Annotated in this window: 11 protein-coding genes and 1 pseudogene; 6 read left to right on the top strand and 6 right to left on the bottom strand. The window is 36.3% G+C overall.

Annotated features, from left to right (window positions below; all coding sequences use genetic code 11):
• Positions 1-3: 3 nt before the first annotated feature.
• The 5 genes from pta (at position 4) to xerS (ending at position 5,724) form a co-directional block, all read left to right on the top strand.
• The gene (pta, locus tag FN031_RS02145) at positions 4-978 is read left to right on the top strand and encodes a phosphate acetyltransferase (protein WP_142557211.1); all 975 of its coding nucleotides are present in this window, start codon (positions 4-6) and stop codon (positions 976-978) included.
• Positions 979-1,123: 145 nt separating this feature from the next.
• Complete coding sequence (gene ylqF, locus FN031_RS02140) at positions 1,124-1,975, top strand: ribosome biogenesis GTPase YlqF (protein ID WP_142557209.1); 852 nt, start codon at positions 1,124-1,126, stop codon at positions 1,973-1,975.
• A complete protein-coding gene (locus FN031_RS02135; protein ID WP_142557207.1) occupies positions 1,962-2,741 on the top strand; it encodes a ribonuclease HII in 780 nt (259 codons plus the stop codon). Before ylqF ends, FN031_RS02135 begins: the two co-directional genes overlap by 14 nt.
• Positions 2,742-2,756: 15 nt before the next feature.
• The gene (locus tag FN031_RS02130) at positions 2,757-4,307 is read left to right on the top strand and encodes a ClC family H(+)/Cl(-) exchange transporter (RefSeq protein WP_142557205.1); all 1,551 of its coding nucleotides are present in this window, start codon (positions 2,757-2,759) and stop codon (positions 4,305-4,307) included.
• Positions 4,308-4,653: 346 nt separating this feature from the next.
• Positions 4,654-5,724 carry a tyrosine recombinase XerS gene (gene xerS, locus FN031_RS02125; RefSeq protein WP_142557203.1) on the top strand — a complete coding sequence of 357 codons (1,071 nt, stop codon included), beginning with the start codon at positions 4,654-4,656 and terminating at the stop codon, positions 5,722-5,724.
• Between the two features lie 82 nt (positions 5,725-5,806).
• Here xerS and FN031_RS02120 read toward each other — a convergent pair whose 3' ends face one another.
• From FN031_RS02120 to FN031_RS02100, 5 genes and pseudogenes are all read right to left on the bottom strand, one after another.
• Positions 5,807-7,150: an MATE family efflux transporter gene (locus FN031_RS02120; protein ID WP_142557201.1), complete on the bottom strand. Its 1,344-nt coding sequence runs from the start codon at positions 7,148-7,150 to the stop codon at positions 5,807-5,809.
• Positions 7,151-7,214: 64 nt separating this feature from the next.
• Positions 7,215-8,486: a dihydroorotase gene (locus FN031_RS02115; RefSeq protein ID WP_142557199.1), complete on the bottom strand. Its 1,272-nt coding sequence runs from the start codon at positions 8,484-8,486 to the stop codon at positions 7,215-7,217.
• 12 nt (positions 8,487-8,498) lie between these two features.
• Complete coding sequence (locus FN031_RS02110) at positions 8,499-8,963, bottom strand: NUDIX hydrolase (RefSeq protein WP_142557198.1); 465 nt, start codon at positions 8,961-8,963, stop codon at positions 8,499-8,501.
• A 9-nt stretch (positions 8,964-8,972) separates the two neighbouring features.
• Complete coding sequence (locus FN031_RS02105) at positions 8,973-9,626, bottom strand: uracil-DNA glycosylase (RefSeq protein WP_142557196.1); 654 nt, start codon at positions 9,624-9,626, stop codon at positions 8,973-8,975.
• Between the two features lie 61 nt (positions 9,627-9,687).
• Positions 9,688-10,379, bottom strand: a pseudogene (locus FN031_RS02100) (YjjG family noncanonical pyrimidine nucleotidase).
• A gap of 415 nt (positions 10,380-10,794) precedes the next feature.
• Here FN031_RS02100 and FN031_RS02095 point away from each other — a divergent pair.
• Positions 10,795-12,588: an LPXTG cell wall anchor domain-containing protein gene (locus FN031_RS02095; RefSeq protein ID WP_142557194.1), complete on the top strand. Its 1,794-nt coding sequence runs from the start codon at positions 10,795-10,797 to the stop codon at positions 12,586-12,588.
• Positions 12,589-12,759: 171 nt separating this feature from the next.
• Here the strand turns inward: FN031_RS02095 and FN031_RS02090 are convergent, their stop codons facing one another.
• Positions 12,760-14,637, bottom strand: coding sequence for a glucosaminidase domain-containing protein (locus FN031_RS02090; RefSeq protein ID WP_142557192.1), 1,878 nt, complete (start codon positions 14,635-14,637; stop codon positions 12,760-12,762).
• Positions 14,638-14,759 lie beyond the last annotated feature (122 nt).

Raw genomic sequence — 14,759 nt, 5'->3', positions numbered from 1 at the left:
CTCATGGAAGTTTTTGAAAGTCTAAAGACCAACCTGGTTGGTAAAAATGTACGCATTGTTCTCCCTGAAGGGAAAGAACCTCGTATCCTCCAAGCTACAAAACGTTTGGTGAAAGAAACAGATGTTATCCCAGTATTGCTTGGTAAACCTGAAAAAATCAAAATCTACCTTGAAATCGAAGGAATTCATGAGGGTTATGAAGTCATCGACCCAGATCATTACGATAAATTTGACGAAATGGTTGCTTCTCTTGTAGAACGTCGTAACGGTAAGATAACAGAGGAAGAAGCTGCTAGACTCTTGCGTGAAGACGTTAACTACTTTGGTGTTATGCTAGTTTATATGGGCTTGGTTGACGGTATGGTTTCAGGTGCACTTCACTCAACTGCTGCAACTGTTCGTCCAGCACTTCAAATCATTAAAACTCGTCCAAATGTAACTCGTACTTCAGGTGCTTTCTTAATGACTCGTGGTTCAGAACGTTATCTTTTCGGAGACTGTGCAATCAACATTAATCCTGATGCTGATGCCCTAGCTGAAATTGCTATTAACTCAGCAATCACAGCTAAAATGTTTGGTATCGAGCCAAAAATTGCAATGTTGAGTTACTCAAGTAAAGGTTCTGGTTTCGGTGAAAATGTTGATAAAGTGGTAGCAGCTACTAAACGTGCACACGAATTGCGTCCTGACCTTGAAATTGATGGAGAATTGCAATTTGACGCAGCCTTCCACCCTGAAACAGCTGCTTTGAAAGCTCCAGGAAGTAAAGTGGCTGGACAAGCAACTGTCTTCATCTTCCCAAGTATCGAAGCAGGAAATATCGGTTACAAGATTGCAGAACGTCTAGGTGGTTTCTCAGCTGTAGGACCTGTTTTACAAGGTTTGAATAAGCCAGTTAATGACCTTTCACGTGGATGTAGCTCAGATGACGTTTATAATCTTACTCTCATCACTGCAGCACAAGCTATTCACCAATAAAATTTCCAAAGCCCCACTTCTTTAAGAGGGGCTTTTCTAATCTTTTGATTGTCTAACATTCTGCAAATCTAGCTAAATTATGGTAAAATAGTCAGTAATCATCTATGATTTATTGATTAAGTTTGTATGAAGAAAAGGAAACAGAATGGCTATTATTCAATGGTTTCCTGGCCATATGTCAAAAGCGAGAAGACAGGTTCAGGAAAATTTAAAATTTGTTGATTTTGTGACAATTTTAGTAGATGCACGTTTGCCTTTGTCAAGTCAAAATCCAATGCTGAGTAAAATTGTAGGAGATAAACCGAGACTCCTGATTTTAAACAAGGCAGATCTTGCTGACCCAATCCTTACAAAAGAATGGCGTCAACACTTTGAAGCGCAAGGAATCCAAACGCTAGCTATAAATTCAAAAGAGCAAGTTACAGTTAAAGTGGTTACAGAAGCAGCTAAAAAGCTGATGGCAGATAAGATTGCTCGTCAGAAAGAGCGTGGTATTCAAATCGAAACCTTGCGTACCATGATTATCGGGATTCCAAACGCTGGTAAATCGACTCTGATGAACCGTTTAGCTGGTAAGAAAATTGCTGTAGTTGGTAACAAGCCTGGTGTGACAAAAGGCCAGCAATGGCTTAAAACCAATAAGGATTTAGAAATTTTGGATACTCCAGGAATTCTCTGGCCAAAATTTGAAGATGAAACTGTTGCACTCAAGCTTGCATTGACTGGAGCTATCAAAGACCAATTGCTGCCAATGGATGAAGTGACTATTTTTGGTATCAATTATTTTAAAAATCATTACCCAGAAAGACTTCAAGAACGTTTCAAACAAATGAATCTAGACGATGAGGCTCCAGAAATTATCATGGATATGACGCGTATCCTTGGTTTCCGTGATGATTACGATCGTTTTTACAATCTCTTTGTTAAAGAAGTTCGTGATGGAAAACTTGGTAACTATACCTTAGATACATTGGATGATCTCAATGGTAACGATTAAAGAAATAAAAGAAGTATTAGCAAAGATAACTGATCTTGAAAGTCCCTTTTTTAAGGAATTTGAAAAAGATTCACGAGCAGGCGTACAAAAAGAAATTCAGAAGCGTAAAAAAGCCATCCAAGTAGAAATGGATGAAGAGCTTCGCCTGGAATCTATGTTATCCTATGAAAAAGAGCTTTACGCTCAAGGCATCAGCTTCATTGCTGGTGTAGATGAAGTTGGACGTGGTCCTTTGGCTGGACCTGTTGTTGCTGCTGCAGTGATTTTACCTCAAAATTGTAAAATTAAAGGTTTAAATGACAGTAAAAAAATTCCTAAGAAAAAACACGAGGAGATTTTTCAAGCCGTTAAGGATAATGCTTTAGCAATCGGTATAGGGGTTATGGACAATCATGTCATTGACCAAGTCAATATCTACGTTGCGACTAAACTAGCCATGAAGGAAGCTATCTCACAACTTGAACCTCAGCCAGAACATCTTTTGATTGATGCTATGAAGTTGGATTTGCCGAATTCTCAGACATCCATCATCAAAGGGGATGCCAACTCCTTATCTATTGCAGCAGCATCGATTATAGCTAAAGTTACCAGAGATAAGATCATGGCTAACTATGACGAAGAATTTCCAGGCTATGATTTTGCTCAAAATGCTGGCTATGGAACTGCTAAGCATCTAGAAGGAATTGAAAAACACGGTGTCACATCTATTCATCGCACCAGTTTTGAACCGATTAAAACGATCGTTTCAGAAACTAGTAAAAGATAATTAAAGGAGAGAATTATGGAGGAACAATCGGAAAAACTTAGTTCCAAGAAAGAATTTGCCTTCGCGTCCAGTACGATCTTAGCTCAAGTAGGGCGAGGTATTATTGTCGGATTAGTCGTAGGAATTATTGTAGGATCATTTCGATTTTTGATCGAAAAAGGCTTTCAAATCGTTCAAGGATTTTATCAAGACCAAGAAAATCTACTTCGAAATCTATTGATCATTTTATTGTTTTATATCCTCATTTGCTTACTTAGTGCCAAATTAACACGCTCAGAAAAAGATATTAAAGGTTCCGGTATTCCTCAAGTTGAAGCAGAGTTAAAAGGTCTCATGTCTCTCAATTGGTGGAGTGTCCTCTGGAAGAAATACATTCTAGGTATCTTGGCAATTGCGAGTGGGCTTATGCTAGGTCGTGAAGGTCCCAGTATTCAGCTAGGTGCCGTAGGAGGAAAAGGAATTGCTAAATGGCTCAAGTCTAGCCCTGTTGAGGAGCGTTCTTTGATTGCTAGCGGAGCTGCTGCTGGACTTGCTGCAGCCTTTAATGCACCGATTGCGGGGTTATTATTTGTAGTAGAAGAAGTTTATCACCATTTTTCACGATTCTTCTGGGTTTCTACCTTGGCTGCTAGTCTAGTAGCAAACTTTGTTTCCCTTCTCATCTTTGGCTTAACACCTGTGCTTGATATGCCTGATAATATTCCTCACATGAGTTTGAGTCAATATTGGATTTATCTGGTTATGGGGATTTTTCTTGGAGTTTCTGGATATCTATATGAAAAAGCAGTTCTGAATGTCGGAAAAGTATATGATTGGATTGGTCAAAAGATTCAGCTGGATAAGGCCTATTATCCTATTCTAGCCTTTCTCCTTATCATTCCAGTAGGAATCTTCCTACCACAAATACTTGGTGGGGGAAATCAAGTTGTTTTATCCTTAACAGAACAGGATTTTAGTTTTAAAATTCTCTTCCTTTACTTCATCATTCGCTTTATCTGGAGCATGATTAGTTACGGAAGTGGACTTCCTGGTGGAATTTTCCTACCTATTTTAGCTTTAGGATCCTTACTTGGAGCTCTGGTCGGTGTTATTTGTGTCAATCTTGGCCTTGCTAGCCAGCAGCAATTTCCTATCTTTGTGATTCTTGGAATGAGTGGGTATTTTGGTGCTATCTCAAAAGCACCTTTGACAGCTATGATTCTTGTGACTGAGATGGTCGGAGATATCCGTAATCTCATGCCTTTAGGTATGGTGACACTAGTTGCCTATATTGTTATGGATCTGCTCAAAGGGGCGCCTGTCTATGAAGCCATGCTAGAAAAAATGTTACCTGAATCAGCAACTGATGATGGAGAAGTTACCCTAATTGAAATTCCAGTATCAGACAAAATAGCTGGTAAGCAAGTACATGAACTCAATTTACCTCATAACGTACTCATCACAACCCAAGTACATAATGGGAAAAGTAAGACAGTTAATGGTTCTACAAGGATGTATCTAGGTGATATGATCCATCTCGTAATTCCAAAAAATGAAATTGGAAAAGTTAAAGATTTATTGTTGTAGAATTAGCAGTTTACATAACTTATGTTATGTCTCCGTATATATAGTTGGTCAAAAACTAGTAATTAAAATGATAGACCAAATCATATGAATCAAAACTCGATTCCTAAATAATGGTATCGAGTTTTTATATTGTAATCGATTAAACTGTAGAAGCTTTAGAAATTTTTAAGTCAATAAATTAATGATCAATTATTTACTTAGCGAATCTAGATGGTTTTTAGAATTGTATAGCTTATTTGAACATTCCTAAATATCCCCTATAACATCTTTCCGAAAAACTATAATTTTCTTGAAAAAAATATCTGGATATGCTATACTACTAGTATAGAAAGATTTGGAGAAAAACATGAAACGTGAGATTTTATTGGAACGAATTGATAAACTTAAACAACTCATGCCTTGGTACGTGTTGGAATATTATCAATCTAAACTAGCTGTTCCTTATAGCTTTACAACCCTATATGAATACTTAAAAGAATACGATCGATTTTTCACCTGGGTCTTGGAATCTGGTATATCGGATGCTGACACCATGGCCAATATTCCCTTAGACGTTCTGGAGCGCATGACCAAGAAAGACATGGAATCCTTTATTCTTTACTTACGTGAACGTCCTCTGCTCAATGCTAATACGACGAAAAACGGGGTTTCTCAAACAACCATTAACCGTACCCTTTCTGCCCTTTCTAGTCTCTATAAGTACTTGACTGAAGAGGTTGAAAATGAACAAGGGGAACCTTATTTCTACCGAAATGTCATGAAAAAGGTTGCTACCAAGAAAAAGAAAGAAACCTTAGCAGCTAGAGCTGAGAATATTAAGCAAAAACTATTTCTTGGGAATGAAACTGAAGGTTTTTTAAATTATATAGACCTGGAATACCCTAAAAGTCTATCAAATCGCGCATTATCTTCATTTAATAAAAATAAAGAGCGTGATTTAGCTATTATTGCCCTACTTTTAGCCTCAGGAGTTCGTTTATCTGAAGCAGTTAATCTTGATGTTAGAGATTTGAACCTTAAAATGATGGTCATTGATGTAACAAGAAAAGGTGGAAAACGAGACTCTGTTAATATTGCTGCCTTTGCAAAACCATATCTTGAACAATATCTTGCTATTCGAGATAAAAGATATAAAACAGAAAAAAAAGATACAGCTCTCTTTCTAACCCTTTATCGTGGTGTTCCTAATCGAATTGATGCTTCTAGCGTAGAAAAAATGGTAGCCAAGTATTCTGAAGACTTCAAAGTCCGTGTTACTCCTCATAAACTTCGCCATACACTCGCAACTCGACTATATGATGCAACCAAATCACAGGTTTTGGTCAGCCATCAACTTGGACATGCAAGCACGCAAGTCACGGATTTATATACCCATATCGTAAATGATGAACAAAAAAATGCTTTAGACAGTTTATAAATTTTACATAATTTAAATTACGAAAACCCTAAACTTAGTTTAGGGTTTTTAGTTTATATTTGTCTATTTGATTGAAATCATTTTATTGAGAAATAATCTTTAGAATGTGTTTCAAACGCCATTGATACAGAATACCGCTTATAATTAAACTTACAATCAAACTAATCCAATAAGAATATGCTCCTAATGAGGTATAAAAATCTAAAGCTAAACCAAGGGGGATTGCTACTCCCCAGTATCCTAGAATACCAAGATAGAATGGAATTACAGTATCCTTGTACCCACGTAAAATACCTTGAAGAGGAGCTGCAAATGTATCGGCTAGTTGGAAGAATAAACTATAGGTTAAAAAATTTGCTGTTAGGGCGATAAAATCTGGATCTTGGCCATAAAGTCCTGCTACTGCTTCTCTATACAAATAAAGAAAAGAAAGAGTTAAACCAGCAAAAACGAATGCTAGTAAACGACCTATGCGTATGTATTGTTTAGCATCATTAAATCGTTTTGCACCAACTTCGTAAGAGACTACGATTGCCATAGCTGTAGAAATACTCATAGGAAATGCGTACATTAAACTAGAAAAGTTCATAGCTGACTGGTGACTGGCAATAATGAAAGATGAAAATTTTGACATTATTAAGCCAACAGCTGAAAAGACAGCCACTTCTGCAAAAACAGTACCACCGATTGGTAATCCTAAGACAATCCCTTCCTTTATCTTTTCTAGGTTTAAAGGAGATAATTGATTCAGTTTAAACTCCTTAAGCCTCTCATGTTTTTGTAAAACGTAAAGAGAAATGAATAGGACACACCAGTAAGCTAGTGAAGTTCCTAATCCTGCCCCTGCTCCACCTAACTCAGGAAATCCTAATTTACCATAAATTAATAAATAATTAAATCCGCTGTTGAGAGGAAGTAAGAGAAGCATCAAATACATGGAAAGTTTTGTCATTCCTAAGGAATCTAGAAGTGAACGTACTACACTGAATAGTAAAAGTGGTATGATACCAATGGCTAACAAGCGTAAATAACGAATTGCTATATCTTTAACAGCAGACTCTAAACTCATATTTTGAAGAACTACTGGAGCTGCTAAAAATACCAAGGAAAAAAGAATGAGAGACAAGCCAAGGGATAAATACATAAATTGATAGTAATCTGATGCAACTTCATTCTTTTTACCCTGACCAAGATGCTGTCCAATAATTGGCACCAAAGCAGAGACAATCCCAGTTAAAAATGTAAAAAAGGGATTCCAAAGACTTGTCGCCATAGAGACACCAGCTAAATTAAGCGTATCATATTGCCCAGTCATGGTTGTATCTATGAATGATGCGGAATAGTTAGCAAATTGATAAATCAAGATTGGAAAAAAGATTTTTAAAAATAAGAGAATTTTTTCTTTTTTATTTTGTGTTGAATACATACCTACTCTTTCTAGTTATCAATAGAATATTAATGGTAAACAGTAAGAATATCTGTATAAAGTTTTAATCTGCTTGGTAAACGATTTGTCCCTTACAGATAGTATATTTAACTTGACCTTTTAACTCTTCACCGATAAATGGGGAGTTAGATGCTTTTGAAGCAAAATGTGATTCTACGATACGGTCTGCTTTAGGATCAAAAATAGTGATATCAGCTGGACCATTTTCAGCCAAATAACCTGCTTCAAAATGATACAATTTTGCTGGATTTACTGTCATTTTTTCTAATAATTCCATCAAGCTTAGCTCGCCAGCTTCGACTAAGTAGGTTAAACCAAGTGACAAAGAAGTTTCTAAACCAGTCATACCTGATGGTGCTTTAGTGATATCCTCGACATTCTTCTCATCTACATGGTGAGGCGCGTGGTCAGTCGCAATCACGGAAATGACTCCAGATTTTAGTCCTTCGATAACAGCCAAGCGGTCTGATTCCAATCGTAAAGGTGGGTTCATTTTTGCTTTGCTTCCTTGGGTCAAGAGAAGAGCTTCAGTTTTAGAAAAATGTTGTGGAGCTACTTCTGCTGTTACCTGGGCACCTAGACCTTGAACAAACTCTACTACTTTAACACTTTCTTCTTTAGATAAATGCTGAATATGAACATGAGCTTTTGTTGCATAGGCAATCATAACGTCACGTGCAATCATAGCATACTCAGCAACTCCTGTTGCCCCACAGATATGGAAGTGTTCTTTAGCAATGTTTTCGTTAAAACCAAGCGTACCATTTAAGCCAGGGTCTTCCTCATGTAAGCTGATAAAGGTGTTGAGTTTTTTTGCCTCTTCCATAGCTTCCTTGACCACTTTACTGCTTTCAAGAGGAATACCATCATCTGAAAAACCAACGGCTCCAGCTTCTAAAAGCGCCTTAAAGTCAGTTAAGTCTTGGCCATTAAAGTTCTTGGTAATCGTTGCTACAGACTTAACATTAATTTTTTCCTTTGCCGCAGATTGAAGAACTTCCTGCAAAGTCTCAACATCGGATATGGTTGGATTAGTATTAGCCATCATAACGACAGTTGTAAATCCACCTGCAGCTGCTGCTAGTGCTCCTGTATGAATGTCTTCTTTATGAGTTTGACCAGGTTCACGGAAATGAACATGGATATCCACCAAGCCAGGCGCAACTACAAGACCAGTTGCATCAATGACCTCTGCACCTTTTTCACTAATTTGTGGTGCAATTTTGACAATTTTATCGTCTTCAACCAAGACATCACACACTTGATCCAAACCAGACTTAGGATCCATTACTCGACCATTTTTAATTAGTAACATCTGCTTTCTCCTTTATTCGTAGAAATCCACTTGGGTATCCAATAATTTATCACCATCATAAACAAACTTAGCTGAAAAGAAGGGTTTATCTTCTAAAAGCCACTCTACGAAGGTGTGGTCTCCTTCCCAGGTTGGTTTGCTCAAAACCTCATCATAAGGAACCCATTCTAAAGTCCCTTCATTACAGTCAATCAACTCTCCTTCAAACTCAGTTACCTTAAATACATAGGTGTACCAGTCTAAGTCAGGAGTAAATTCAGGAAAAGTGATGACTCCTTTTAAAATTGGTTTGGCTCTCAGACCCGTTTCTTCTAAAATTTCGCGAGCCGCACATTCTTGTGGTGTTTCACCACGCTCAATCTTTCCACCGACACCGATCCATTTTCCTTCATGGACATCATTAGGCTTTTTATTGCGATGAAGCATGAGCAGTTCTTTTCCATTATCAATGTAGCAAATCGTCGCTAACTGAGGCATATTCTCTCCTTATCTAAGCCAATCAATTGGCTCTTGTCCTGTTTCTTTTAAGAATGCATTGGCCTTGGAAAAAGGCTTGGAACCCCAAAATCCTCTGTAAACGGATAAGGGACTTGGATGGGCTGATTCGATAATCAGATGTTGAGGATTTGTTACCAATGACTTTTTCTTACGTGCATAAGCACCCCAGAGTACAAAGACTACAGGTCTATCTAGATTATTGACAACCCGAATCACGGCATCCGTGAAAGGCTCCCATATTTGACCAGCATGACCATTGGCTTTCCCAGCAGGAACGGTCAAGCAAGCATTGAGAAGTAAAACTCCCTGATCAGCCCAAGCTGTCAAATCATGGGATGCTTTAACTCCAATATCATCAGCAAGTTCTTTTAAAATATTTTGCAAGGAAGGAGGTGCTGGAATACTATCTGGAACAGAAAAACTCAATCCCTGCGCCTGACCTGGTCCATGATAAGGATCTTGACCAAGGATAACCACCTTAACCTCTTCTAGAGAAGTTGTCAAAAGAGCTTGAAAAACTTTATCTTTTGGTGGATATACAGTTCCATGAGTATAAACTTGCTCCATAAAGTGATTGATATTCCCAAAATAACCCTCAGGTAATTGCTCCTTAATCAAGGCGTGCCAGGATGAGTGTTCCATTGCTTTCTCCTTCGTTTATACTGCCTCTATTATAGCAAAAAGCGGCTATTGTAACCACTTTTTACAGTTTATCTAAGAGTTCTAGCAGAGATTGATAAGAGTCAACTTCATAAGTTGGCTGGGCTTGTGTCTTATTTTCCAGATGATGGGGATTATACCAAACCGTATCAATACCAGCATTATTTCCCCCTTGAATATCAGCTGATAAAGAATCACCAATCATAAGGGCGTGGTTTTTATAAAAGTTAGGGATTAGAGCCCCAATTTTCTCATAAAACTCAGCATCTGGTTTTTGAGTATGAAGTTGTTCTGAAATAAATATCTCCTTGAAAAATGGTGCAATACCAGAATGTTCTATACGACCTGTCTGGATAAAGGTTATTCCATTTGTCGCCGCATAGAGTTCATAGCCGTAATGAATCAAAGTTTTTAATAAATTCTCAACCCCTGGAAAAATTTGACCCTGTTTTGATAAAAAAACTGATAACGTTCGGCCAAGTATACGCCATCCTTTTCAGTTCCAAAATGAGCAAATAGATTTGAAAAACGAGTGTTAACCAAGTCCGCTTTTGTAATCTTCTTCTGTTCTAAATCCTTCCAAAGAGTCTTATTCATAGGGACATAATAACTCTTATATGCTTGGATATCCTCTACTCCTTCTTCTTTTAAGAGTTGTGTTAAAGCTACATCCTCAGCAGCATCAAAATCAAGCAAGGTGTGGTCTAGGTCGAAGAGTAAAAATTTATAAGTCATAAAAATAGTATCCCAAAGTATCTAAATAATGATTGTTAAAATAACTTCACAATCCTTAGCTCTAAGTATATCATATTGAACATCTTATTTCTAAAACTTAGTTCATATCCTAACTAAATTTTTAACTCAGTGTAGGTTAAAATTTTTTAAAAGTTTGTAAAAAATGAACAATCTTTTTATTATTTTTTAGAATTTATCGGAAATATCTTACTATTTTATGTTATTATTTGCCCTACACTCTTAATTGTGATACAATTCACTTTGTAGGATAGTTTTTATTATCAAAATAGAAGGAGGCGAAATGTTACTTATCTAAAAATGTACCTATATTTTTTCAGTTGTCTGTCTACTTAATTCATCATTCTGTATTTATCAACCGTTAAGTACATTCTATCTTCAATAGAAAGGGAGAAACATGAATAAGAAAAAAATAAGAATAATTGCATTTTTTGTATGCATACTAACTACTTTACTTTCATTAGGTTATAGTAACACCTTTGCTGAAACTCCCGAAGTTTCAGTTTCTGGAAAGTTTGTTGATACAATCCAAAATGTTAAAGTAACAAATAATGAAGGCGGAGTTCTAGACTGGGAATTAAAACAATGGGCTACATTCCGTCTTAATGCAGATTTTAATTTAACCGGAAAAAATGTTAAGGCAGGAGATCAAACGATAATTACGGTGCCTGATGCTCTAATGATTAACTCTGATAATATTGAAATCAAGGATATCAATACAAACGAGGTGATTGCACATGCAAAACTAAGTGCTGATAACAAGTCCATTACTTTAACTTATAATGATTATGTTGAAAAACACTCAGATACTCAAGGATCTTTCTTCTTCTATGCTCGTGTCGATTTCAAAAAACACCCTCAACAAGGAGAAATTCCAATTGAGATTACGATTAATAAAGAAACAAAACCTGCCGGGAAGATTACATTTAAAGGTATCGGAGATGGAGATCCACAAGTTTTATCAAAGACTAGTTGGGTTAATGAGAATGACCGAAAAGAGGTTCAATACACTATTTCAGTCAATCGTACAAAACAAAACATCAAGAGTGTAACAATTGAAGATCACTTGAAATTTACAAATGCTTCTTACGTAAAAGATAGCATTAAGGTTATCAAAGGTAAATTTGCATTTGTAGATGGAGAATGGCAATTCTCTGACCGTGTTGATGTTACAGATCAACATAAAGTTACAGTCGCTGAAGATGGACAATCTTTTGTTATTGACTTAGGAGATATTACTGAAGCGGATCAATACCGAATCGATTATGATGTTCGATTAAACTACCAACCCGTTGATGGCGAATTATTGAAGAATGACGCTACATTAAAAGGTAAAGGTGTTGTTGTTAAAGAAGTAACCAATGCTGCTGCAGTTCAAATTGCTGGTGGTGCTGGTGTTGGTTATGTTTACTCAATCAATATCCAAAAAGTTGATAATGAGAATCAACCGCTTAAAGGTGCTAAATTTAAAGTAGTACGTGAAGCCAACAATCAAGTAATCGGTGAATACGAAACAGATGAAAATGGTAAAATTACTGTTAAAGGTTTATTAAAAGATAAGTATATTTTGACGGAAACTCATGCTCCTTCAGGTTATGTTATTCAAGATTCTGAAACAATTGTCAATGTTGAGAATTTCGGAAGTGATCATGCTGTAACAAAAACCATTGTAAATACTAAAGAAGAACCAACAACTACCACAGTAACGACTACTGAAGCGCCTACGACTACAGTTACGACTACTGAAGAACCGACTACGACTACAGTTACGACTACTGAAGAACCGACTACGACTACAGTTACGACTACTGAAGAACCGACTACGACTACAGTAACAACTACTGAAGCACCAACTACGACTACAGTAACAACTACTGAAGCACCGACTACGACTATAGTTTCGACTACTGAAGCGCCTACTACGACTACAGTAACAACTACTGAAGCACCGACTACGACTACAGTTACGACTACTGAAGCGCCTACGACTGCTGTTACGACTACGGAGGAACGAAAGACAACGACAACAACTGCAGATGTACCTACAACAACAATAACTACAACTGAAGAAAAACCTGGACTCCCATTTACTGGTGAGAGAAAAGGAAGTCTTATGGCATTTCTTGGTTCACTTGTTCTAGTTTCATCTATTATTGTTCTTGCGAAGGCTCGTAAAACTAAAAATGATTAGGCTTATGGAAGATAAGATTTAGTTTTTAAGTCTTTAATTATTATAAAATTAAAAGGATTTACTTTAAAAGTAAATCCTTTTGCATTTCATTTATACATTTTAAATAAAAATCATAACTAGAATACGTATAAAAAACGATAACTTAATCAGTTTAGTTATCGTTTTTGTATTTTAGTCTTTATCGCCGAGTCTGCTATTGATAGTCATCATGATACTAGCAATCTTTTCGCCCCAGTATGGATCAGAAGCATAAAGAACATTCATACCTGATGATTTATTTCCAAGGTGAGTTCTACCTTCGTCTAGGTAATTTTCTCGAATCCATTTTGCGGCTCCCAAAATTCCTTTATCAACATTATCAAAGCTTTTAGCAGAATGGTATGGTGTTGAATCATAGGCTGCAATACCAAAGAAATTATTCTTATCCTTTGCAATTTGACTACGTCCCCATGAACTTTCTAAAGCACTATGAGCCATTAAATATAGGGCATTAATTTGATAACGTCTTTCAGCTTCCTTAAAAATAGCCCCTTTCCCAGCTAAACGACTGCCTTTGATATTCATTAGAGAATATACTTTATCTAACTCTTCCGCAGTATAATTAGTCGGTTTACTTAAATCTCTAAATTGGAAAGAATTATTAATTGAGAAGTTGTCAAAGTTAATTCCATCTGCTGAATAATATTTTTTACCAACTGACATTGAAGGATGATGAGGCGCAACTCGAATACTAGTATATGGTGATAATTCATGATATACATAGCGACCATCACTAGTATAATGCGGTATGAATTCGTTGCTAGCGCTCACTGCTGTTAGATCACTTTTATTCATATACCCTGACAAACCTGAAACTTGAACTGGTATTCTACCACTTTGAGTTTCAGAACCAGCGACAGTAACAATACTACCTTGGTTAATATAGCTCAGACGAGTACCTGATGCACTATAAATATAAGCCGTAATTGGTTTCACTTTATAATGTAACGATTGGTCAGAAATCCATTTTCCATTACTTTGGAAAGTGTAATCTTTACCTTTTATATTATAAGTACCAGTTACATACGCACCATTTTCTTTCAAATAATACCAAGCACTGTAGTTTTTATCATAAATCCATTCATTTATGGCCATGTAACCACCAGACTTAAGATAGTACGCTCCTTGCCAGTCATTTTCAGCGTATATTCCATCAGGTTTTATATAAAACCAGCTATTGTATTTCTGATCAAAGACCCATTCAGCTGAGGCCATGGCCCCACTGTTTTTTAGGAAATATTTATTTTTCCAGATACTACTTTCCATGATGCCATCAGTATCAAAATGATACCAGACACCTTTAATTTTTTCCCATTTATTTTTAGTTACTTTACCAGAAGCATCTCCATAGTACCATTTATCAGAAAGTTTTACCCAACCATTTTCTACTAAAGTACCACTAGCATTAAATAAATAGTTATTGTAAATGGTGTTATTCAGCATGATCCCATCTTGATTGAAATAATACCAAACACCAGAAATCTTCTTCCATTTATTTTTAACTATTTTACCATCTTCAGAAGCATAAAACCAGTTGTCACCCAATTTTATCCAAGAATTCTCAACTAGTGCACCACTTTTGCTAAAAATATAATCATCAAAGACTGTATTACTAAGCATGACCCCATTTTGATTGAAATAGTACCAGACTCCACCAATCTTTTTCCAATTGATTACAGGTTGATTGTTTTCGTAAAAAAGCCAATGACTGTTTTCTTGTTGCCATCCTTCTTTTTTTACTTGAGTTACTTTTTCTTTTGGTTGAGCTTTCTCAGTTTCTTTTTTGGAATCTTTTTTCTCTTCTTTTGCCTGCTCAGATTTCACAGTAGTTTGTGAAGCTTCCTTATCACTTTTATTTTCTTCTTTGTGCTCTGTAGGTTCACTACTAATGACTGATGTTGTAACTTGTTCATCTTTATTTGCTGCTTTAGACTCATCAGCAAAAATAGTGGATTGTGAAATACTTGCTACCGACAGGGAAAGCGCACATATCAGCATTACTTTTTTCATTCTAAACTCCTAATAAATACAGTCTTTCTGTATTTATTTTTCCTAGATTTTTTTTTAATGGGGGTATTATCCATTATATTATACATTATTATTTTAAATATAAAAGCGTTTTTTGGGGAAGA

The sequence above is a fragment of the Streptococcus mitis genome (assembly GCF_902159415.1).
GTDB classification, from domain to species: domain Bacteria; phylum Bacillota; class Bacilli; order Lactobacillales; family Streptococcaceae; genus Streptococcus; species Streptococcus mitis_BG.
Note: the sequence above shows the minus strand (reverse complement) of the source record. Positions and strands in the feature narration are given on the sequence as shown.

Coding starts and splice junctions, on each gene's coding strand:
- pta (WP_142557211.1), top strand. CDS start 4: ATGGAAGTTTTTGAAAGTCTAAAGACCAACCTGGTTGGTAAAAATGTA.
- ylqF (WP_142557209.1), top strand. CDS start 1,124: ATGGCTATTATTCAATGGTTTCCTGGCCATATGTCAAAAGCGAGAAGA.
- FN031_RS02135 (WP_142557207.1), top strand. CDS start 1,962: ATGGTAACGATTAAAGAAATAAAAGAAGTATTAGCAAAGATAACTGAT.
- FN031_RS02130 (WP_142557205.1), top strand. CDS start 2,757: ATGGAGGAACAATCGGAAAAACTTAGTTCCAAGAAAGAATTTGCCTTC.
- xerS (WP_142557203.1), top strand. CDS start 4,654: ATGAAACGTGAGATTTTATTGGAACGAATTGATAAACTTAAACAACTC.
- FN031_RS02120 (WP_142557201.1), bottom strand. CDS start 7,150: ATGTATTCAACACAAAATAAAAAAGAAAAAATTCTCTTATTTTTAAAA.
- FN031_RS02115 (WP_142557199.1), bottom strand. CDS start 8,486: ATGTTACTAATTAAAAATGGTCGAGTAATGGATCCTAAGTCTGGTTTG.
- FN031_RS02110 (WP_142557198.1), bottom strand. CDS start 8,963: ATGCCTCAGTTAGCGACGATTTGCTACATTGATAATGGAAAAGAACTG.
- FN031_RS02105 (WP_142557196.1), bottom strand. CDS start 9,626: ATGGAACACTCATCCTGGCACGCCTTGATTAAGGAGCAATTACCTGAG.
- FN031_RS02095 (WP_142557194.1), top strand. CDS start 10,795: ATGAATAAGAAAAAAATAAGAATAATTGCATTTTTTGTATGCATACTA.
- FN031_RS02090 (WP_142557192.1), bottom strand. CDS start 14,637: ATGAAAAAAGTAATGCTGATATGTGCGCTTTCCCTGTCGGTAGCAAGT.